We start from the raw sequence: 20,751 nt of genomic DNA, 5'->3' as shown, positions 1-20,751 counted from the left end.
GGCGAGAAGCTGGCGCGGCGCGGTTCCCATGGAAAACGAATGAGGGATATACCCGTGCCGTCTGTATCCAAGACCCTTTTTGCCGCTGTCCTTGTTTCCGCGACCGCGCTGTCTCCACTGACCGCTTCCGCGGAAACCATCACCGGCGCGCTCGCCAAGGCCTATCAGAATAATTCCTCGCTGAATGCGTCCCGCGCCGGCGTGCGCGTCACCGATGAAGGCGTGGCCATCGCCAAGTCCGGCTGGCGCCCGACGATCACGGGATCGGCCAACATCGACTATACAAACACGCGGCAAGCAAATGGCGGCGGTAACTCGAAGCTGACGAGTGGCAGTTACGGCATTGTCATCAACCAGACCCTGTTCGACGGCTTTCAGACCAGGAACAATGTGGCGGCGGCGGAATCCCAGGTGAAGGCGTCGGTGGAGAGCCTGCGCAACACCGAAGAGAACACGCTATTCAATGCGGCCACGGCCTATATGGACGTGATCCGCGACCGGCAGATCGCTGTGCTGACCGAACAGAACCTGCAGTTCCTGACCGAGCAGGCGCGCGCCGCGCGCTCGCGTTTCGAGGTTGGCGAGGGCACGCGCACCGATGTCGCCCAGGCCGACGCGTCGCGCGCCTCGGCGGTGGCCTCGCTCAGTGCCGCCCGGGCGCAGGCGTTGGCCAGCGCTGCAACCTATCACCAGGTGGTCGGCGACGAGCCGGGCAAGCTCAAGCCAGCGGCGCCACTGGCGAAGCTGTTGCCGTCGAGCCTCAATTCGGCGATTGCCATTGGCTCGGCCGAACATCCAGCCATTCTCGCCACCCAGCATCTCGTCGACGCGGCTGCGTTTTCAGTGAAATCGTCTGAGGGCGCGCTGTTGCCGCAACTGTCGGCGTCGGCCGGCATTTCGGAAAACTACCGCAATGCCATCCCCAACTCGACGGGTTCCAACGGCAACTCGACCTCGGCCAATATCGGCGCCACGCTGACCGTTCCGATCTATTCTGGCGGCCGAACCTCGGCGCTCGTGCGGCAGAGCAAGGAATCGCTGGGTGAAGCCCGCATCCAGGTCGATGTCAGCCGTGACCAGGTGCGCCAGGCCGTTGCCACCGCATGGTCGCAATATACCGCCGCGCAGCAGAGCGTCTCGGCCAACAGGCAAGTGATCGACGCTGCGCAACTGGCGCTGAACGGCGTTATCGAGGAGCGCAATGTCGGCCAACGCACCACGCTCGACGTGCTCAACGCGCAGGCCACCGTCATCACCGCCAAGATCAACCAGGCCAATTCCGAACACGATGTGGTCGTGGCAAGCTATGCCATCCTGTCGGCGATGGGCCGCCTGTCGGTCGATCGGCTTGGCTTGCCGGTGACCAAGTACAAGCCCGAAGAGCACTACAACGCCGTCAAGGACAAGTGGATCGGCCTGCGGACGCCGGATGGCCGCTAAGGCCATCGGCTGGAATTCTCGCCTTCTGCCAGGACGGGATTTTTTGAAAAACCCGTCCAGCTTTTTTCGGCTTCACGCTCTAATCTGTTGAAATCCCACGTGTCCCCAGATTGGGGATTCTCGTTCGGCGATCCGTCGGTTACGCTGTCGCCATGATTCGAACCCGGCTCTGCCGGAGTGGAAGTCTGCAGGGTCACCAGGGCGGCGGAAGTGACGATGGCAATGGCAAGCAGCGCTCAGCGCGAACCTTCCATGGAAGAGATACTGGCTTCCATCAGGAGGATCATCGAGGATAGCGATAACGGTCGCAAGCAGCCCGGCGACGCCGATGAGCCGCGGCAGGATCTGGAGCCTTCGCCGAGCGAAGCTCCGGCGGCGGACGTCGATGCGTTTCGCGCCGAACTGCATGCTGCTCCCGAAGTCAGGAAGCCGGTCGCACTGGCGGAAGTCCAGACGCCGTCGCCCGAGCCGGTGATCGCGCGCATGGAATCGCAGCCGCACGCCGATCCTGTGCCGGTCAGGCCGTCGATGACGCTTGCAGAGGTCAGTGCCAGGGTCGCGGCCGAGCCGGCGCCCCACGCCAGGATCGACGCGCCAGCGGCCCCAGAGGCCAGTGCGACAAGCGATACCATCGTTGCCGATTGGCGGCGCGAGATCGCCGCGGTTGGAGAGCAGGCGAAAGCGATGCCGGACAGGAGCATGCGCAAGCCGCTCGCCCAGCCCGAGGCCCCGGCGAGCGAACCGGTGGTGGAGGGTGCGTTCGGACGGCCTTCTTCAAGCGACGCTTCGACCGGTATCGCTCAGGCATATGCGGCGGCAAATGAAACGCCTTCGGCTCGTCCGGCAATTCTTTCCGAACACACGGGCCGGCAGGTCGCCGCGGCCTTTGGCGAGCTGTCCGATGCCTTTGCCAGCCGCAGCAAGAAAACGTTCGACGAGATGGCCGAGGAGATGCTGCGGCCGATGCTGCAGGACTGGCTGGACAACAATCTGCCGACGCTGGTCGAGCGCCTGGTGCGCGAAGAAATCGAGCGCGTCGCGCGTGGCGCGCAGTAATCTCCTCCAACGATCACTCTCGAAACGCCGCCCATGAGGCGGCGTTTTTGTCGATGAGGTCAGCCCGCGGTGGTCGCGAAGCAGATGAGGTTGCCGTCGGGATCCTTGACGATGAACGTGCGGGCGCCCCAGGGTTCGGTCCGCAATGTCTGGTGGAACGAGGCCGTGGCCGCCTGGTACTCCAGAAACAGAGCCTTGATGTTGTCGACAACGATCGTCGCCGCCAGTAGGTCATCGGTCGAATTGGCGGCCAGTGGAGGCTTGTCGACGTGGCGCAGGTTGAGCCGTGCGCCATCGCGGATGATTTGGGCGTAGAAGGGTGGCTCGCCATAGGTGAAGCGCGTCTCGAAGCCGAGCTTTCGCCGGTAGAAATCACAGGCCGCTGCGATGTCGCAGACAAAGAGCTGTGGCTCGGCGAAGGCGAGATGCGGTTTTGCGGCGTCTGTTGCTGCATGATCGGTCACGGTTTGAAGGCCTTCCTTCAGCGCCTGCCAGCTCTCGAAACCTGACTTCCTGGCGACGAGTTCCTGGGCATCGGCCAGCTTGAAGCCGTGATCGAGGATTTGGCTGTCGCTGAAATGGCGAAAACGCGGCAAGAGCCATCCAATCACGGCAGCGACGGGGTAGTACCGCTCGCGGTGCCATTTGAGATAGAGCTTGGCTTGTTTCTTGTGGTGTTCGAGTGTCGGCATGGGCGCATTGCGGGTTAAGATGACGTAGGCGGGCAATGCCCCTCCGGCCGGAAGCCGATGCGCCCTACAGCAGCATCGACAAGGTATTGCCGGGACGGCCGCGGGTCAAGGCGCGGACGCCGCGCGGCATGGCTCCCGTTGAAATGAACACCGCCGCGCCTATCTGCTTCTCATGAACCGAAGCTGCCCTTGCGGTTGACTTGGCCAAGACCTTCCGATTTACACCGAACCAGCAAAAATCCCGACAGCGCGGACCATTTTCCCATGCTTGAAAAGACCTACGACGCAAAGACCGTCGAGCCGAAGATCGCCAAAGTCTGGGAAGAGGCGGACGCCTTCCGCGCCGGCGCAGGCGCCGAGGAGGGCGCGGAGGCCTTCACCATCGTCATCCCGCCGCCGAACGTCACCGGCTCGCTGCATATGGGCCATGCGCTCAACAACACGCTGCAGGACATATTGATCCGCTTCGAGCGCATGCGCGGCAAGAACGTGCTGTGGCAGCCGGGCATGGACCATGCCGGTATCGCCACGCAGATGGTGGTCGAGCGCCAGCTGATGGAAAAGCAGATCCATCGCCGCGACCTGACGCGCGAGGAATTCATCGAGAAAGTGTGGGAGTGGAAGGCCGAATCCGGCGGCGCGATCTTCAACCAATTGAAGCGGCTCGGCGCCTCGGCCGACTGGAGCAGAGAGCGCTTCACCATGGACGAGGGCCTGTCCAAGGCCGTGCTCGAAGTCTTCGTCACCCTCTACAAGGAGGGGCTGATCTACAAGGACAAGCGCCTTGTGAACTGGGATCCGAAGCTGCTGACCGCTATTTCCGATCTCGAGGTCGAGCAGCAGGAAGTCAACGGCAATCTCTGGCATTTCCGCTATCCGATCGAGGGGGCGGCCTTCGACCCGGAAGACCCCAAGACCTTCATCATCGTGGCCACCACACGCCCCGAGACGATGCTGGGCGACACGGCGGTCGCGGTTCACCCCGATGACGAGCGCTTCCGGCATCTGATCGGCAAGAACGTGGTCCTGCCGATCGTCGGCAGGAAGATCCCTGTCGTGGCGGACGAGTATTCCGATCCCGAAAAGGGTTCGGGCGCGGTCAAGATCACGCCGGCGCATGATTTCAACGACTTCGAGGTCGGCAAGCGCCACAAATTGCCGGCGATAAACATCCTGACCGTCGAAGCCGCCATCAAGTTGAAGGACAATGAGGACTTCCTCGCCGGCCTCGAGGTGACGCCGGAGCGCCAGGCTGTCTGGGACGAGCTCGACGGGCTCGACCGTTTCGTCGCGCGCAAGAAGATCGTCGAGCTGATGGAAGCCGGCGGCTTCCTCGACAAGGTCGAGCCGCATCGCCATGCCGTGCCGCATGGCGACCGCGGCGGTGTGCCGATCGAACCGTTCCTGACCGAGCAGTGGTATGCCAACGCCGCCGAACTCGCCAAGCCGGCGATCGCCTCGGTGCGCGAGGGCCGCACCAACTTCGTGCCGAAGAACTGGGAAAAAACCTATTTCGACTGGATGGAGAACATTCAGCCCTGGTGCATTTCGCGCCAGCTGTGGTGGGGTCACCAGATTCCGGCCTGGTACGGGCCGGACGGACGCGTCTTCGTCGAGAAGTCGGAGGAAGAGGCGCTGAGCGCGGCGATCGAATATTATCTGGCGCTTGAAGGCCCGTGGAAGGCCTGGGTCGAGGACAAGCTGGAAAACTTCAAGCCCGGCGAGATCCTGACCCGCGACGAGGACGTGCTCGATACCTGGTTCTCCTCGGCACTTTGGCCGTTCTCAACCTTGGGCTGGCCGGACCAGACGCCTGAACTGAAGACCTATTACCAGACCGACGTGCTGGTGACCGGCTTCGACATCATCTTCTTCTGGGTTGCCCGCATGATGATGATGGGCCTGCACTTCATGGACGAGGAGCCGTTCCATACCGTCTATGTGCACGCGCTGGTTCGCGACAAGAACGGCGCCAAGATGTCGAAGTCGAAAGGCAACGTCATCGACCCGCTCGACCTCATCGACGAGTACGGCGCCGACGCGCTGCGCTTCACGCTGGCGGTGATGGCGGCACAGGGGCGCGACGTGAAGCTCGATCCGGCGCGCATCGCCGGCTATCGCAATTTCGGCACCAAGCTGTGGAACGCAACGCGCTTCGCCGAGATGAACGAAGTCGCCCGCAATGACGATTTCTGGCTGAACGATGCCAAGCTGGCGGTCAACCGCTGGATCCTGACCGAACTGACACGCGCGGCGCGCGAGGTCACGGACGGCATCACCTCATACCGCTTCAATGAAGCGGCCGGGGCGGCCTACCGCTTCGTCTGGAACCTGTTCTGCGACTGGTATCTCGAGCTGCTGAAACCGGTGTTCATGGGCGCGGACGAGGCGGCCAAGGCCGAAAGCCGCGCCTGCGTCGCCTTCGTGCTCGACGAGATCTACAAGCTCTTGCATCCGATGATGCCGTTCATGACGGAAGAGCTGTGGGCGCAGACGGCGGGCGAGGGCAAGGAGCGCTCCTCGCTGCTTTGCCACGCCGCCTGGCCGGCGCCGGATTTCGAGGACGCGGATGCCGCCGCCGACATCAATTGGCTGGTCGACCTCGTCTCCGGCATTCGCTCGGTGCGCTCGGAAATGAATGTACCGCCGGCGGCGATAGCACCACTCGTCGTGGTCGGCGCCAACGATCTCACGCGTGAGCGGCTGGTTCGCGAGGACTCGGCGATCAAGCGGTTGGCGCGCGTCGGTGACATCTCGCTCGCTGATGCAGCGCCCAAGGGCGCGGCGCAGATCGTGCTCAACGAGGCGACGATCTGCCTGCCGCTCGGCAGCTTGATCGATCTCGCCGCCGAGGCCACGCGGTTGCAGAAGGAACTGGCCAAGGTCACCGAGGAAATCGCGCGCCTGCACAAGAAGCTGTCCAACGAACGGTTCGTTGCCAGCGCGCCGGTCGAGATTGTCGAGGCCGAGCGCGAGAAGCTCGCCGAATACCGCGACGCGCAGGACAAGCTTTCAGTGGCTTTGACCAGGGTTCGCGACGCCGGTTGAAGGACAGATTCGCGCATGCCATGAGGCGAATTCCCATACGTCAGCTGCCTCGAAAACAGGCGTTCCGCTACGTTAATTTTGACGTAAACGGAAACTTTGTGCCTATTGTTGCCATAATGTAACAATGGGGCCATGACTCCCTTAAAAGTGGCTTTTTTTGAGCCTTTTGGGGCGAATTTTCGTTGTTTCCTGGTCTGACAAGCACGCCTCGATCCGTTTTAGGCCTTGCGGCGCTTATCTGTATTTTGTCGAAAATGCGTTCGGCGAGCATGTACATGTACGCCCCGAGAATTCGTTGTTGCGCCGTTAACCTGAATTGGTTCTAGCTTGATGCACTCGAATTCGGGGAGGAGATTCATGACCATTCTGCGACTGAAAGCGCTATTGGGGGCGGGGTGCTGTTCGCTGGCTTTGATGGGTTCGGCGCATGCCAGCGGTTTTTCGCGCGGCACCGCCGATACCGATATTCTTTTCGAGGATGGCAACTTCAATATGCGCACCAGCGTGACCTATGTCGCGCCCACTAGAAAATATTCGGTGAACCCGATGAATCCCTATCTGGTCGGGGAGAACTACTCAGACAGTTACGCCATTCCATCGGCTGCCGTTAAATTCAAGCTGACGGACAGTCTCTCCTGTGCCGGCACTCTCACGCAATCATACGGCGGCGCCGCGACTTGGTCTCGTTCGAGTGGCACGCTCGGCAAGCTGAATGAAGACTTCACCATGTATGAATATGGTGCGACTTGCGGGTTGAAGTTCGATCTCAGCAAAGGGCGTGTCTGGCTTATTGGCGGCGTTTATAACGAAGTCACCGATTACAATCTCGTTGCCGGTGCTCCTGTGGGCACAAGCATACCGGTCCTTGGTGTTGACCTGCATGACAGCAATTTCGGTTGGCGTGCCGGCATTGCGTACGAGATTCCGGAGATCGCGCTGCGCACGCAATTGATGTACCGTTCCGGCGTCGATATCAATGCCTCCGGCGCGGCAAGTTTTCAGGGGGCGGATCTTCCTGGCGGAGCAACGGGACAAGCCAATTTTCCTCAATCGGTCGAGTTCAAGGCGCAAACCGGTATCGCTCCAGGCTGGCTCGCCTACGGTAGCGTGAAGTGGACGGATTGGTCCGTTACGGAAAGGTTGATGCTGAACGTGCCGGCGTTGGCGCTGAACAGCGGCAATCTGTATTTCTGGCGCGACGGTTGGACAGTCACCGGCGGCATCGGTCACAAGTTTAACGATCAATTCTCAGGGACTGTTTTTGCAGCCTTTGACCGTGGCGTCAGCACCGGTTGGGACCTGACCGGCGACAGCTATACGATCGGCACAGGTGTTTCGATGAAGGATAAGTTGGGTGGCGAATTGCGCTTGGGCTTAGCGGCAATATATCTGGCCTCCGTTTCCGAGACCCAATACAATAACAGTTATGTACCTGGCAGCCCCGACCCGCGAAATGGCTTCAACCGTTCCGTGGACGGTGATTGGGGCTATGCGCTGTCGGCTGGCTACAGCATCAAGTGGTAACGAAGTTGATCTCTGGAGAAAGGCCGGGCAATGCCCGGCCTTTTCTTTTTCGGTTGCGCCGTCGCTCCAAAAGCAGTTGCTTAACTAAGTTGATCTTGACGTAAACGGAAGCTTTTTTGGCATGATGTTGCCATAATGTAACAGCTCCCAAATCGGCCGCCAGGGCATCATTCCTGGAAGATCTTGGCTGATTTTCCTTGTTTTTTTTGAGATACGCCTCCGAAATCGGCTATTTCGCCTGGTTCATTTAACCCGACATCGTGACGAGAGTACATTTCGCCGCAAGCGTACGTGTACACCTCTTGAAATCCTTGTTGCGTTAGCCATGCAAAGCGGTCTTGCTTGGGTTGCACTCGAATCCGGGGAGGAGATTCATGTTCGATCCGCGTCTGAAAGCGCTGCTGGGGGCGGGGTGCTTTTCGGTTGCTTTGATAGGCACGGTGATGGACACGGCGCATGCTGGCGGCCTTGAGCGCGGCGGCTACGACATCGACCTGTTGTTCGATCCGGCCCCCTTCACTTCGGACGTCAGCGGAACCTATGTCATGCCGCAGCGCGATCTCAAGAACGCGACGGACACGTCCGGCGGCGGGCTGACGGGCAAGAGTACCGCCCGTAATACAGAGGGCTACTGGGTGCCGTATGTCGGCGTCAAGGCAACGCTTGGCCATGGCGTTGACTGCATGCTTGACTATTCGCAGCCATGGGGTGCGAGTTCAAACCCCGGTATCTGGAACGGCTCCTATTCCAACATCAACACCCAGATCAAAAGCAACAACTATGCTGGCACCTGCTCCTACAAGATGGATGTCGGCAAGGGACAGCTTCGCTTCATCGGTGGCGTTTTCTACCAGGAAGTCTACGGCTTCAAGGAGAGCTATGCGAACCCGGCCTTGGGCACCACAATCGGTCGTGTTGACCTGAGCAGCAGCGGCTGGGGCTGGCGCGTTGGCGTCGCCTACGAAATTCCTGATATCGCGCTGCGCGCCAGCCTCGTCTACAATTCGCAGGTGAAGCTCGACAACATCGCGGGCACCTTGAATATTGTCGGCGATATATATGGCCCAACCCAGTCGATGCCGGACTCGCTGGAACTGAAATTGCAGTCGGGCATCGCGCCTGGCTGGCTCGCTTTCGGTTCAATCAAGTGGGTCAACTGGAGCCTGCTGCAAAGCATCCCGATCTGCCCGCAGGGGGTTCCGGCTTCTGTGTGCGTTACCGGTTCGGCGGCGGCCGTTACCTCGCTGGATCTGATGTATCGTGACGGCTGGACAGTCACTGGCGGCATCGGCCACCAATTCAACGAGCAGTGGAGCGGCGCGGCCCAGATTTCATGGGACCGCGGGACCTCGCACGGCTATGGCGACCAGACCGATACCTGGACGATTGGCGGCGGCGTCGCCTACACTCCCAAGCCCAACATCGAATTGCGCCTGGGTGGCGCGATCGGCGTGCTGACCAGCGGCCACTCGGGCGTGGTGAACGGCGAGAACGGATTTCAGGCGGGTACGGACGTCAGCTACGACTTTGGTAACGATCTGGTCTCCGCGATCTCAGGTGGCCTCAAGATCAAGTTCTAAGCTTATGAAAATACTAGAAAAAGTCCGGGAATTGCCCGGCCTTTTTCGTTTGCGCGGGCATTGTTGGTGATGCTGCTATCCAAGCTGCGTTGCATGGAAGCCGCACTGGGACTGCCTCGTGCGATTGTGACGTTTTGGCAACACTTCCTGAACAACCCCTGCGCTAAAAGTCAGGCCGAGGAAATTGCCTATTTCCCGCCATAAACCCGGCGCACCTCGAACCTGTCTCGGGACACGTGCCAAAAGGCCCGGCGACGAGGCAGGCCGCACCGCCCGCGGCAAGGATGAGAATGGACGCCAAGGTCATTTCAAAGGCTAAGCTCCCTAGCCGCTATGTGACTGTCGGTCCGGCGCGCGCGCCGCACCGGTCCTATCTCTATGCCATGGGGCTTTCCGCCGCCGAGATCGCGCAGCCGCTGGTCGGCGTAGCCTCGTGCTGGAACGAAGCTGCCCCCTGCAACATCTCGCTGATGCGCCAGGCGCAGGTGGTCAAGAAGGGGGTGGCGGCCGCCAATGGCACGCCGCGCGAATTCTGCACCATCACCGTCACCGACGGCATCGCCATGGGCCACCAAGGCATGAAGTCTTCGCTGGTGTCGCGCGAGGTCATCGCCGATTCGGTCGAACTCACCATGCGCGGCCATTGCTATGATGCACTGGTCGGCCTCGCTGGCTGCGACAAGTCGCTGCCAGGCATGATGATGGCCATGGTGCGGCTCAACGTGCCGTCGATCTTCATCTATGGCGGTTCGATCCTGCCCGGCAGCTATCGCGGCCGACAGATCACCGTACAGGATGTGTTCGAGGCGGTCGGCCAGCATTCGGTCGGTACGATCGGTGATGCCGAACTGCTCGAGATCGAGCAGGCCGCCTGTCCCTCGGCCGGCTCCTGCGGCGCCCAGTTCACCGCCAACACCATGGCTACCGTCGCCGAGGCGATCGGCTTGGCGCTGCCTTATTCCTGCGGCGCGCCGGCCCCTTACGAAATGCGCGACCGTTTCAATTTCGCCTCCGGCGAAAAGATCATGGAGCTGATCGCCAAGAACATCCGGCCGCGCGACATCGTCACGCTGAAGGCGCTGGAGAATGCGGCGACCGTGGTTTCGGCCACCGGCGGCTCGACCAACGCAGCGCTGCATCTGCCGGCGATCGCGCATGAGGCGGGCATCAAGTTCGACCTGTTCGACGTGGCGAAAATCTTCGAGAAGACGCCTTACATCGCCGATCTCAAGCCCGGCGGAAAATATGTCGCCAAGGACATGTTCGAGGCCGGCGGCATTCCGCTGTTGATGAAGACGCTGCTCGACCACGGCTATCTGCATGGCGACTGCCTGACGGTCACTGGCCGTACTTTGGCCGAAAATATGGAGCACGTTGCCTGGAATGAACACCAGGATGTGGTCCGCCCGGCCAACAGACCAATTACCCAAACTGGCGGTGTCGTGGGGTTGAAGGGAAACCTTGCCCCCGAAGGCGCGATCGTGAAGGTCGCGGGCATGGCGGAGTTGAAATTCTCCGGCCCGGCGCGCTGCTTCGATTCGGAAGAGGAATGTTTCGAGGCGGTGACGCATCGCAACTACAGGGAAGGCGAGGTTCTCGTCATCCGCTATGAAGGACCGCGCGGCGGCCCAGGCATGCGTGAGATGTTGTCGACGACGGCGGCCCTCTACGGCCAGGGCATGGGCGGCAAGGTGGCGCTGATCACCGACGGCCGCTTCTCGGGCGCGACGCGCGGCTTCTGCATCGGCCATGTCGGGCCGGAAGCGGCGGTTGGCGGTCCGATCGGTCTCATCCGGGATGGCGACATGATCTCGATCGATGCCGTGAACGGCACGATCGAAGTGGCGCTGACCGACGGCGAACTGGCGGCGCGGGCAAAGACATGGAAGGCGCGCACGACCGACTACCAGTCGGGCGCGATATGGAAATACGCGCAGACGGTCGGGTCTGCCAGGGATGGTGCGGTCACCCATCCGGGCGGTGCGAAAGAAACACACTGTTATGCGGATATCTGAGTTGTTGAGGTCATCTGTCCTTCCGGCACTGGTCGCTGTTGCGATCTTTGGCGCCGTGGGCCAGGCTTTGGCCTTCGACGACAAGGTGTTCGACGACAAGACCGGCGTGAAGCCGCAGTCCAGTCCATGGGCAGTGTTCCAGTTCGGCTTCTCCGCCTACAAGAACGGCCACAAGGAACAGGCCGCCGAGGCCTATAAATACGCCGCCGAAAACGGCCAGATTGGCGCCACCTGGAAGCTTGCGCGCATGTATGCCGAGGGCGATGGTGTGGCCCGCGACGACTATGAGGCGTTCAAGTTCTTCTCGGAAATCGTCGACCAGGATGTCGAGCCCGGTTCTCCGGAAGAAAGCTACGTGTCGGACGCGCTGGTGGCGCTCGGCGACTATCTGCGCAAGGGCATTCCGGGCAGTCCGGTCACCGAGAACGAGGTGGCCGCCCAGGAATATTACATGCGCGCCGCCGCCAACTACCGCAACCCGAACGCCCAGTTCGAGATGGGGCAGATGTTCCTGAAAGGCGAGGGCGGCGTGAAGGCCAGCGTCAAGCAGGCCGGGCGCTGGTTCCAACTCGCCGCCGAGAAGGGCCATGCCGGCGCGCAGGCGACGCTTGGCCATCTCTTGTTCCAGAGCGGCAAGATCGTTCGCGGCCTGGCGATGATGACCGCGGCGCTCGAACGCGCGTCGCCGGCCGACCAGCCCTGGATCCGAGGCATGCAGGAAGAGGCTTTTGCCGCGGCCGGTGAAGCTGATCGCCGCACGGCGATTTCGCTGGCGGATGATATCCTTACCAAAGGCACCACCAACGCAGACCAGTAAGGGTGATCTTCCCCCAGGGAGATCAGCCATCGGGAAAATCAGTTTTCGGTCGGTTCCGTCGGCACCATGCTTGGCGCGGGCGTCGAGATCGGCGTGACATGCAGGTGCGGCGCCATCTTGTTTTCGGGGCAGCTGTCGCCGACCTTGGTCCAGGATGTGTTGTTGAGCACCATGTCGCAGCGCGCCAGATGGCTCTGGTCGGCAACCGTCAGGCAGGCGACCTGACCGACCTGATAGGATTTTCCATTGGCGAGACATTCCGGGGCGGCGAAGGCCGGCAGCATGACGACCGTGGCGAATGCCAAGCCGATCGGACAAGCAACAAATCGAAAAGTCATGGAAACCCCCGCCGCCATGATGGTTTTACATCATGCGCCTGATTTGTGGCGATACAAAGCCGGGGCGATTCGATGGCGGAAGGGGCCGGTCAGGCTGGCTGCAGCGCGAGATCGATCGCCACCGGCACATGATCGGATGGCTTTTCCCAGGCGCGCACATGCTTTTCGATCGAGGCCGACGAGAATCGGTTGGCGGCTTCCGGCGACAGCAGCAGATGGTCGATGCGGATGCCGTTGTTCTTCTGCCAGGCACCGGCCTGATAGTCCCAGAAGGTGTATGTGTCGGGCGCATCGGTCACCGCGCGCACCGCTTCGGTGAAGCCGAGATTGAGCAGCCGCCGGAACGCCTGCCGCGTCTGCGGCTGGAACAGCGCGTCGCCCAGCCAGTTCTCCGGGAAGCGCGCATCGATCGGCTCGGGAATGACGTTATAGTCGCCGGCCAGCACGAGTGCCTCTTCGAGCCTCAGCCGTTCTTCTGCCCAGCGTTCCAGACGGGCCATCCAGGACAGCTTGTAGGGAAACTTCTTGTCGTCATCGATCGGATTGCCATTCGGCAGATAGAGGGAGGCGACGCGAAGCGCGCCCTTGTCGGTCGAGAAGACGCCTTCGATGAAGCGCGCCTGCTCGTCGGTGTCGTCACCCGGCAGCCCTCTGATGACTTCGTCAAAGCGCAGCTTCGAAAGCAGCGCCACGCCGTTGAAACCCTTCTGGCCATGGGTTTCGACATTGTAGCCAAGCGCCTCGATCTCGGCGCGCGGGAACTGCTCGTCGACCGTCTTGATCTCCTGCAGGCAAACGATGTCGGGCGCGCTTTCGGTCAACCAATGGGTGAGGTTGCCGATGCGGGCGCGAACGCCATTGATGTTCCAGGTGACGATTTTCATGACGCTCTCGGTGCTTATTCAGAGGGTTCCTGCGCTGGATGGCGCTCGACCAGGCCGATCGTATTGCCTGCCGGGTCCTTTAGGAAGGCCATCCACTCGCTTTCCCCCGCCGGGCCGAACTGGCCCTCGGTATCGCGATGCACGAGCGCCGGCGGCGCGGTGAAGGGGACGCCCGCGGCTTTTGCCCCGGCGTGGAAGGCTTCGAGGCCCGTTATGTCGAGATAGACCGTGCCGGCGGGTATGCCGTCGGTGAACAGCAGCCGTACGCTGCCTGCCATGATGAAAGCGATGCCCGGTGGGTCGAAGCGGGCATGCACATTCATGCCGAGCACCTCGCGCCAGAAGGCGAGCGTCGAATCAAGATCGCGTCCGGCCGACAGCGCGACCTGACGGACCGCGCCGACGGCAGGCATGCCGCTAGATGGAGAAACTGGTGCCGCAGCCGCAGGAGGCGACCGCGTTCGGATTGCGGATCTGGAACGACTGGCCCATCAGGTCGTCGACGAAGTCGATCACCGACCCGCCCATATAGACCAGAGACAAATCGTCGATCAGCACCGTGGCGCCATCCTTCTCGATGGCGACGTCATCGTCGTTGCGTGTATCGACCAGATCGAACTTGTAGGAAAAGCCGGAGCAGCCGCCGCCTTCGACGGAAACGCGCAACGCCGTCTTGCCGGCCTCGTTAGAGACAATCCTGGCGATCCGCTTGGCGGCGGCCTCGGTCATATCGACTTTCATGGCGGTCTTGGCATCCGCGCCCATGGGCGTCACCTTGCTTTCGGTTTCACATGATAGGTATGAAGCGCAAGCGGCCAAGTCAACTAGACCAGTCAACCTGCGGCATCGACCATGACCAACGAGTTGGGCGACATCGGATTCGGCTACCGGCCGCGCGCGGCCTATGCCACGGATCCGGCGCGCTCGCGCGGCCGGCTGTTCGACGAGGTCGAAAGCCCGACCCGCACGCCGTTCCAGCGCGACCGCGACCGCATCATCCATTCGACGGCGTTCCGGCGGCTCAAGCACAAGACCCAGGTCTTCATCGCCCATGAAGGCGACCATTATCGCACAAGGCTGACCCATTCGATCGAGGTGGCACAGATCGCGCGTGCTCTGGCGCGGGCGCTGCGTGGCGACGAGGATCTGGCCGAGGCTGTGGCGCTGGTGCATGATTTCGGCCACACGCCTTTCGGCCACACCGGCGAGGACGCGCTGAACGACAAGATGGCCGCCTGGGGCGGTTTCGATCACAATGCGCAATCGCTGCGTATCGTGACCCGGCTGGAAGCGCGCTACGCCGAGTTCGACGGGCTGAACCTGAGCTGGGAGACGCTGGAAGGCCTGGTCAAGCACAATGGCCCGCTGACGGACAGCAGCGGCAAGGGCCTGGAAGGGCCGGTGCCGCAGGCGATCCGCGATTACTCAGAGCTGCAGGATCTCGAACTGGACCACTTCGCCGGCATCGAGGCGCAGTGCGCCGCCATCGCGGACGATATCGCCTACAATACGCATGACATCGACGACGGCTTGCGGGCAGGGCTGCTGACGCTCGATATGCTGGAGGCCGTCTCGCTGCCGGGAGCGATCCTGCGGGGGGTGCGCCAACGCTATCCGGCGCTCGATGGCGTGCGCACCGGCCACGAACTGATGCGGCGGCAGATCACCGCCATGGTCGAGGATGTCATCGTTTCCGCGACCGCCAATCTGGAGCGTGTCGGTCCGCGCAATGCCGATGCTGTGAGGGCGGCCGGCGAGACGATGGTGACCTTTTCCACCGAGATGGCCGCGGCCGAGAAGGAACTGAAGGCCTTTCTCTACAAGCACCTCTATCGGCACAAGGAGGTGATGCGGGTGCGCGCCGGCGCCGAGCAGATCGTCAGGGACCTGTTCGACGTCTATTTCGCCGATCCGCGCGCCATGCCCGACGGCTGGCGCGAGGGGCTGGACCGGGCCGAGGATCGCATCAAGGCGCGCAGCGTGGCCGATTTCCTGGCAGGGATGACCGACACCTACGCGCTCAAGGAACATCGGCGTTTGTTTGACCGCACTCCGGATTTGAGCTAGGGCGGGCGCGATTTTGCCGGCCAACGAGCCGGATTCACCATAAAGCCGCCAGAGCAATACCCATGAACATCTTCGCCGATTTCACCGCGCGAGTCACAAAGGCTGTCGAAGCGCTTGATCTGAAAGACAAGGACGGCGTTTCGCCTGACCTGTCGCGCATTGCCGTCGAACCGCCGCGCGACCCCAGCCATGGCGATCTCGCGACCAATGCGGCAATGGTGTTGGCCAAGCCCACCGGCCAGAACCCGCGCGCGCTGGCCGAAAGGCTGGCGCTGGCGCTTCGGGACGACAGGGATGTCGCCGCCGTCGACGTCGCCGGTCCCGGCTTCGTCAATCTGAGGCTCAAGGACGGTTTCTGGCAGGCTCATCTGTCGGCACTTCTGGGCGAGGGCCGCGATTATGGCCGCTCGACGATCGGCGCCGGCCGGAAAACCAATGTCGAATATGTCTCGGCCAACCCGACGGGGCCGATGCATGTCGGCCATTGCCGGGGCGCCGTGGTGGGCGACGCGCTCGCCAACCTGATGGCGTTTGCCGGTTACAACGTGACCAAGGAATATGTCATCAATGATGCCGGCTCGCAGATCGATGTGCTCGGGCGTTCGGCGATGCTGCGCTATCGCGAGGCGCTTGGCGAGGATATCGGGGAGATTCCGCCCGGGCTTTATCCCGGCGACTACCTCGTCCCGGTCGGTCACGCGCTGGTCAAGGAGTTCGGCCGTTCGCTGCTGCAGATGCCGGATGACGAAGCACTGGCCATCGTCAAGGATCGGACCATCGATGCGATGATGGCGATGATCCGCGAGGATCTGGCGCTGCTCAATGTACATCACGACGTGTTCTTCTCCGAACGCACGCTGCACGCCGACAATGCCAGGAAGATCCGCTCGGCGATCAACGACCTGACGCTGAAGGGCCACATCTACAAGGGCAAGCTGCCGCCGCCCAAGGGCGAGAAGCCGGATGACTGGGAAGACCGCGAGCAGACGCTGTTCCGCTCGACCGCGGTCGGCGACGACATGGACCGGGCGTTGGTCAAGTCCGATGGCGCGTTCACCTATTTCGCCGCCGACGTGGCGTATCTGAAGGACAAGGTCGATCGCGGCTTCGTCGACCTGATCTATGTGCTTGGCGCCGACCATGGCGGTTACGTCAAGCGGCTGGAGGCGCTGGCACGGGCCATCGCGGGCGACGAGGTCAAGCTCACCGTCCTGTTGTGCAACCTGGTCAAGCTGTTTCGTGATGGCGAGCCGGTCCGCATGTCGAAGCGGTCAGGTGATTTTGTCACGCTTCGGGAAGTGGTGGAGGAGGTTGGCCGCGACGCCATCCGCTTCATGATGCTTTACCGCAAAAGCGATGCACCGCTCGATTTCGACTTCGCCAAGGTCACCGAGCAGTCCAAGGACAATCCGGTGTTTTACGTGCAGTACGCTTCGGCGCGCTGCCATTCGGTGTTCCGGCAGGCAAGCGAGCAATTGGGCGAGGCGAATTTCGACCGCGGCAGCCTGGCGGCCGCCGTCGCGTCGCTGACCGACGAGGGCGAGATCGGCCTGATCCGCAAGCTCGCCGAATATCCACGCCTGATCGAATCCGCCGCTCTTGCGCTGGAGCCGCATAGGCTGGCATTTTACCTCTATGATCTGGCTTCCAGTTTCCATGGACACTGGAACCGGGGCACGGATAATCCGGACTTACGTTTTGTTAAGGTTAACGACCGACAATTGACTCATGCCAGACTAGGGCTGGTGCAGGCTGTTTCGGACGTTCTGACGTCCGGCCTGACGTTGATCGGAGCCGCAGCGCCCACCGAAATGCGTTAGGTTTGACTAAAAAACCTGTCACCTTTTGCCCACATTGCGCTGGTAAGGGCCAACCCTGCGCGACGTCCATGGCGTCCGAATGAGTGCGAGTTCGGGAACAATAATGGCAGACAGAACCCAGCTGAGAGTAGCCGACAACAACGACATCGCTGACGATGATCCGTTCGCGGAACTGACCAGGATCATGGGATTCGACCCGCGCCAGCCGGTCAAGCAGCAGGCGCCGGTACAGGCTCCCGTCGCCAACCAGCCCGTGCAGGAGGACGATTTCGACATCGACCTCGAAAAGGAGTTGATGGGCGAGTTCGACACTGGCGACAGTGCACCCGCTCCATCCGTCGAGGTTCATGAGCCGACATTCGAAACGGCGGCCACGCACGTGGCCGACGATGGCCTTGCGCTGTCGCTCGACGACGATTTCCATCTGGACTTCACGGGTGCCGATGAGAAGGGGCTGGTCGCCAGCCATGCCAATCCTCACGCTGCCGAAGCCGCGCCATCCGTCGAACCTGCCTTCGACGCCGATTTCGACAATGCCGTTGCCAGTTCGCTGGAAGACGTTTCGCCCTTCGAAGACGATCTGCCGATGGAGGACGAGCTTGCCGCGTCGCTCGATCAGGATTTCCACATCGAGGACGATACCGTCGAAGCTCGGCATGCGGTGGCCGAAGTGCCGGCGGCTGTGGAGCCCGATCATCAATTCGACGATGCGGTCGCGCTTTCGCTCGAAGATGAGCTGATGCTTGACGACCATCCGGCGGATCAGCGCCATGTGGCTGCGACCGCGGTCGACTATTCGGAGCCGGCACCAGCCGTTGCAAATGAGGCCCAGGCGACTTCCGATGAGGATTTCACGGGTCATTTCGACGACGCCATGGCTGATGTCGACATGGATTTTGACGTTCAGGCAGACGAGCCGGTGGCCTTTGATGCAGCGGATGCGCACGACTTGCTCGCCGATGCCGTGGACAAGGAAGGTGAGTTCTCAGGCCCCGAAGCCGTTTCGGATGATGCTTTCGATCTGACTTTGGACGATGCGTTCGCCGAGCCTGCCGAAGAGCCGGTCGCCGAGGTTGCGGCTGCGGTCCAGCCGATGGCCCCGGCGGCGGTCATGGCCGAGCCGGTGCGGGCCCACGCAGCGGACGAACGGAGCCTCGAAGACGAATTGAACGCGCTTCTGGGCGCGATGACGGCGCGCACGCCGCCGCCGGTCAACGAGCCTGTCGTTGCTCGGCCTGTTGTAGCCCAGCCGGCTGTTGCTCTCCCTCAGGTCCATGCCGCCGCACCGGCAAAGGTCTCCGAGGAACCTGCCGATCTCGTTGGCGATCTCGACTGGGATCTTGACGACCATGCGCCCGAGGATCCGCATCCTTCGAGTGGCGTTCACGCCGCCGATGCCGACCTCGACAATCTGCTGCTCGACGAAATTCAGGGCCAGGATTTTGGTTCGGATACCGCTGATCATGTCGATCTCGACGATGATGCGTTCGATGCGGCCCTGGCCAGGAGTCTCGATGCGCGCCACGAGACAGCTTCCGAGCAGGATCAGGCCGATTCCTTCGATTGGCTGGCTGAACGCTCAGTGCCGACGGAGCCAACCCGTTCGTGGAGCCGCGTGACACCAGTTCCCCAGCAGCCGGCATTTGCCACGCAGCCGGCCGCTTCGATGGCGGCCAGGGCCGCCGCACCGGAAGTGGCCCCGGCAGTGGCTGTGGTGCCGACCTATCGCGCGCCCGAGCCGGTTGCGGCTGCTGCCCATGCAGCCCCTGTATCCACACCGCAGCCGCGACAGCCGTCGCGCTATGAAGAGATGCCCGATGTCGAAACTGTCGATGTGCCGGAGCGCGTCGTGGCGCTGGCGGACGATCTCGACATTCCGGAACTGCATTTCGAGGAAGATGAACCGGCCTCGCCTGGCTATGACGATCTCGACGCCGAGTTCGCCAGCCTTCTGACGGAAATGAATTCGGTGGAGGTCGCGCCTGCTCCAACTGCTCCCGCAAGCAGCGCTGCCTATGCCGACGAATCCTACAATGCCGGATTCAATTCGGGATATGAGAAGCCCAATCCGGGATATGAGAGTCTCAATCCGGGATATGAGAGGTCCAATACGGGATACCAGGCGCCGGCATACGAAGAAGCCAAGCCTGCCTATCAGACTGAAGCGCGGACCTATGCGGCGCGGCCGGCGGAAACGCCTGCTCGTGCTGCGGCGAACACTGGCTATGCCGATGCCGCGGACGGCTTCGATCTCGACAATCTGCCCGGCAGCCAGCCGGTTTCGCAGGCGGACGATTTCACCGTCGATGAACTCGACTACGACCCCGAACTGGACGAGGCCATGTCCGTTCCGGGTCTCGGCGAGAGGGAAGCGGCCAGGTCTTCGGGCCGTCGCGGCCTGTTCATCGCTGCGATCGTCGGCGCCGTTGCGGTCGCGGGCGGTCTTGGCGCCTTTGCGTTGTCCTTCGGCGGCAAGGGCGGCAGCGAAGCTCCGGTGATCGTCAAGGCCGACAATTCGCCGATCAAGATCAAGCCGGAAAATCCGGGCGGCACCGTGGTGCCGAACCAGGACAACAAGGTCTACGACGCGGTGGTCAAGGGCGCGAAGCCCGCCGAACCGGTGCAACAGAAGCTTGTCACCAACACCGAGGTGCCGGTGGACGTGCAGGCAAAGGATCCGGCCCGCGCCATAGATCTTTCTCCTGACCAGAGTGCTGCCGTTGGCGGAGCCGACGACGGCAACGCCTCGCCCACCGCCAATGCGGCTCCGGCCGACAATGCGGCGCCGGCGCCCAAGTCCGAGGATCGCATCGCGCAGGTGCTGCAGGATGCCGACAAGGGCACCAACACCGATGTCGTCGCCGTTGCGCCGCGCAAGGTGCGGACCATGGTTGTCAAGTCGGATGGCTCGCTGGTGCCGCGCGAGGACCCGGCGCCCGCCACACCGCAGGTCGCGGCTGCTGAGCCGACCGATCCGGCGCCGCAGCATGTCGCGCCGTCTGCCGATGCCGATCAGACCGGCACCGTGGCGCCTGCCGCCGCCCAGTCGGACGAACCGGCTCTCAAGCCGGCAGCCAAACCGGCCAAGGCCCAGTCGGCAAACACCCCGGCCAAGGTTGCGATCGCGCCACAGCGCCCATCCGACCAGCCGGTCGACGTCGTCGGCGAGGTCAAGCCCGATCAGGTCGCTTCCATCGATCCGGCAACGACGGCGACCGGTGGCGGTTCGTGGTCGATGCAGGTTGCTTCGCAGCCTACGGTGGAAAGCGCCCAGTCGACCTACCAGGACCTGCAGCGCCGCTATGGCAGCGTGCTTGCCGGTCGCACCGCCAACATCGTCAAGGCCGAGATCGCCGGCAAGGGCACGTTCTACCGCGTCCGCGTCGCGGCCCAGTCGCGCAACGATGCCATCAACCTGTGCACCAGCTACAAGGCGGCTGGCGGCAACTGCTTCGTCTCGCGCTAGGCGC

General features: G+C 62.3%; 15 protein-coding genes. 10 read left to right on the top strand and 5 right to left on the bottom strand.

Going from position 1 to position 20,751, the window contains the following annotated elements; all coding sequences use genetic code 11:
* Positions 1 to 54 precede the first annotated feature (54 nt).
* Complete coding sequence (locus AC1VON_RS23750; protein ID WP_483125053.1) at positions 55 to 1,440, top strand: TolC family outer membrane protein; 1,386 nt, start codon at positions 55 to 57, stop codon at positions 1,438 to 1,440.
* A 216-nt stretch (positions 1,441 to 1,656) separates the two neighbouring features.
* Positions 1,657 to 2,496 (top strand): PopZ family protein, encoded by an 840-nt coding sequence (locus tag AC1VON_RS23745; protein ID WP_483125052.1) that lies wholly within the window; start codon positions 1,657 to 1,659, stop codon positions 2,494 to 2,496.
* A 59-nt stretch (positions 2,497 to 2,555) separates the two neighbouring features.
* On the opposite strand, the gene AC1VON_RS23740 is transcribed toward AC1VON_RS23745, so the two are convergent.
* Complete coding sequence (locus AC1VON_RS23740; RefSeq protein ID WP_483125051.1) at positions 2,556 to 3,188, bottom strand: bleomycin resistance protein; 633 nt, start codon at positions 3,186 to 3,188, stop codon at positions 2,556 to 2,558.
* Between the two features lie 264 nt (positions 3,189 to 3,452).
* On the opposite strand from AC1VON_RS23740, the gene AC1VON_RS23735 reads away from it, so the two are divergent.
* The 5 genes from AC1VON_RS23735 to AC1VON_RS23715 all read left to right on the top strand — a co-directional run bounded on the left by AC1VON_RS23735 (position 3,453) and on the right by AC1VON_RS23715 (position 12,172).
* Positions 3,453 to 6,236 carry a valine--tRNA ligase gene (locus AC1VON_RS23735; RefSeq protein ID WP_483125050.1) on the top strand — a complete coding sequence of 928 codons (2,784 nt, stop codon included), beginning with the start codon at positions 3,453 to 3,455 and terminating at the stop codon, positions 6,234 to 6,236.
* Positions 6,237 to 6,593: 357 nt separating this feature from the next.
* A complete protein-coding gene (locus AC1VON_RS23730; RefSeq protein WP_483125049.1) occupies positions 6,594 to 7,760 on the top strand; it encodes an outer membrane protein transport protein in 1,167 nt (388 codons plus the stop codon).
* 374 nt (positions 7,761 to 8,134) lie between these two features.
* The gene (locus AC1VON_RS23725; RefSeq protein WP_483125048.1) at positions 8,135 to 9,340 is read left to right on the top strand and encodes an outer membrane protein transport protein; all 1,206 of its coding nucleotides are present in this window, start codon (positions 8,135 to 8,137) and stop codon (positions 9,338 to 9,340) included.
* A gap of 290 nt (positions 9,341 to 9,630) precedes the next feature.
* A complete protein-coding gene (gene ilvD / locus AC1VON_RS23720; RefSeq protein ID WP_483125047.1) occupies positions 9,631 to 11,355 on the top strand; it encodes a dihydroxy-acid dehydratase in 1,725 nt (574 codons plus the stop codon).
* On the top strand, positions 11,342 to 12,172 hold the full coding sequence (locus AC1VON_RS23715; RefSeq protein WP_483125046.1) for a tetratricopeptide repeat protein: 831 nt from the start codon (positions 11,342 to 11,344) through the stop codon (positions 12,170 to 12,172). Before ilvD ends, AC1VON_RS23715 begins: the two co-directional genes overlap by 14 nt.
* A gap of 38 nt (positions 12,173 to 12,210) precedes the next feature.
* Here the strand turns inward: AC1VON_RS23715 and AC1VON_RS23710 are convergent, their stop codons facing one another.
* The 4 genes from AC1VON_RS23710 to erpA form a co-directional block, all read right to left on the bottom strand.
* Positions 12,211 to 12,528, bottom strand: coding sequence for a hypothetical protein (locus AC1VON_RS23710; protein WP_483125045.1), 318 nt, complete (start codon positions 12,526 to 12,528; stop codon positions 12,211 to 12,213).
* A gap of 71 nt (positions 12,529 to 12,599) precedes the next feature.
* On the bottom strand, positions 12,600 to 13,394 hold the full coding sequence (gene xth, locus AC1VON_RS23705; protein ID WP_172350176.1) for an exodeoxyribonuclease III: 795 nt from the start codon (positions 13,392 to 13,394) through the stop codon (positions 12,600 to 12,602).
* A 14-nt stretch (positions 13,395 to 13,408) separates the two neighbouring features.
* Complete coding sequence (locus AC1VON_RS23700) at positions 13,409 to 13,807, bottom strand: VOC family protein (RefSeq protein WP_483125044.1); 399 nt, start codon at positions 13,805 to 13,807, stop codon at positions 13,409 to 13,411.
* A 4-nt stretch (positions 13,808 to 13,811) separates the two neighbouring features.
* Positions 13,812 to 14,159, bottom strand: a complete 348-nt coding sequence (gene erpA / locus AC1VON_RS23695) for an iron-sulfur cluster insertion protein ErpA (RefSeq protein WP_013531288.1) — start codon at positions 14,157 to 14,159, stop codon at positions 13,812 to 13,814.
* Between the two features lie 87 nt (positions 14,160 to 14,246).
* Between erpA and AC1VON_RS23690 the strand changes: the two genes are divergently transcribed.
* The 3 genes from AC1VON_RS23690 (at position 14,247) to AC1VON_RS23680 (ending at position 20,747) form a co-directional block, all read left to right on the top strand.
* A complete protein-coding gene (locus tag AC1VON_RS23690) occupies positions 14,247 to 15,461 on the top strand; it encodes a deoxyguanosinetriphosphate triphosphohydrolase (protein ID WP_483125043.1) in 1,215 nt (404 codons plus the stop codon).
* A 62-nt stretch (positions 15,462 to 15,523) separates the two neighbouring features.
* On the top strand, positions 15,524 to 17,281 hold the full coding sequence (argS, locus tag AC1VON_RS23685) for an arginine--tRNA ligase (protein WP_483125042.1): 1,758 nt from the start codon (positions 15,524 to 15,526) through the stop codon (positions 17,279 to 17,281).
* A 103-nt stretch (positions 17,282 to 17,384) separates the two neighbouring features.
* A complete protein-coding gene (locus AC1VON_RS23680; protein ID WP_483125041.1) occupies positions 17,385 to 20,747 on the top strand; it encodes an SPOR domain-containing protein in 3,363 nt (1,120 codons plus the stop codon).
* The last annotated feature ends 4 nt before the right edge of the window (positions 20,748 to 20,751 follow it).

This window comes from Mesorhizobium sp. HAY1-8B (genome assembly GCF_056868045.1).
Note: the sequence above shows the minus strand (reverse complement) of the source record. Positions and strands in the feature narration are given on the sequence as shown.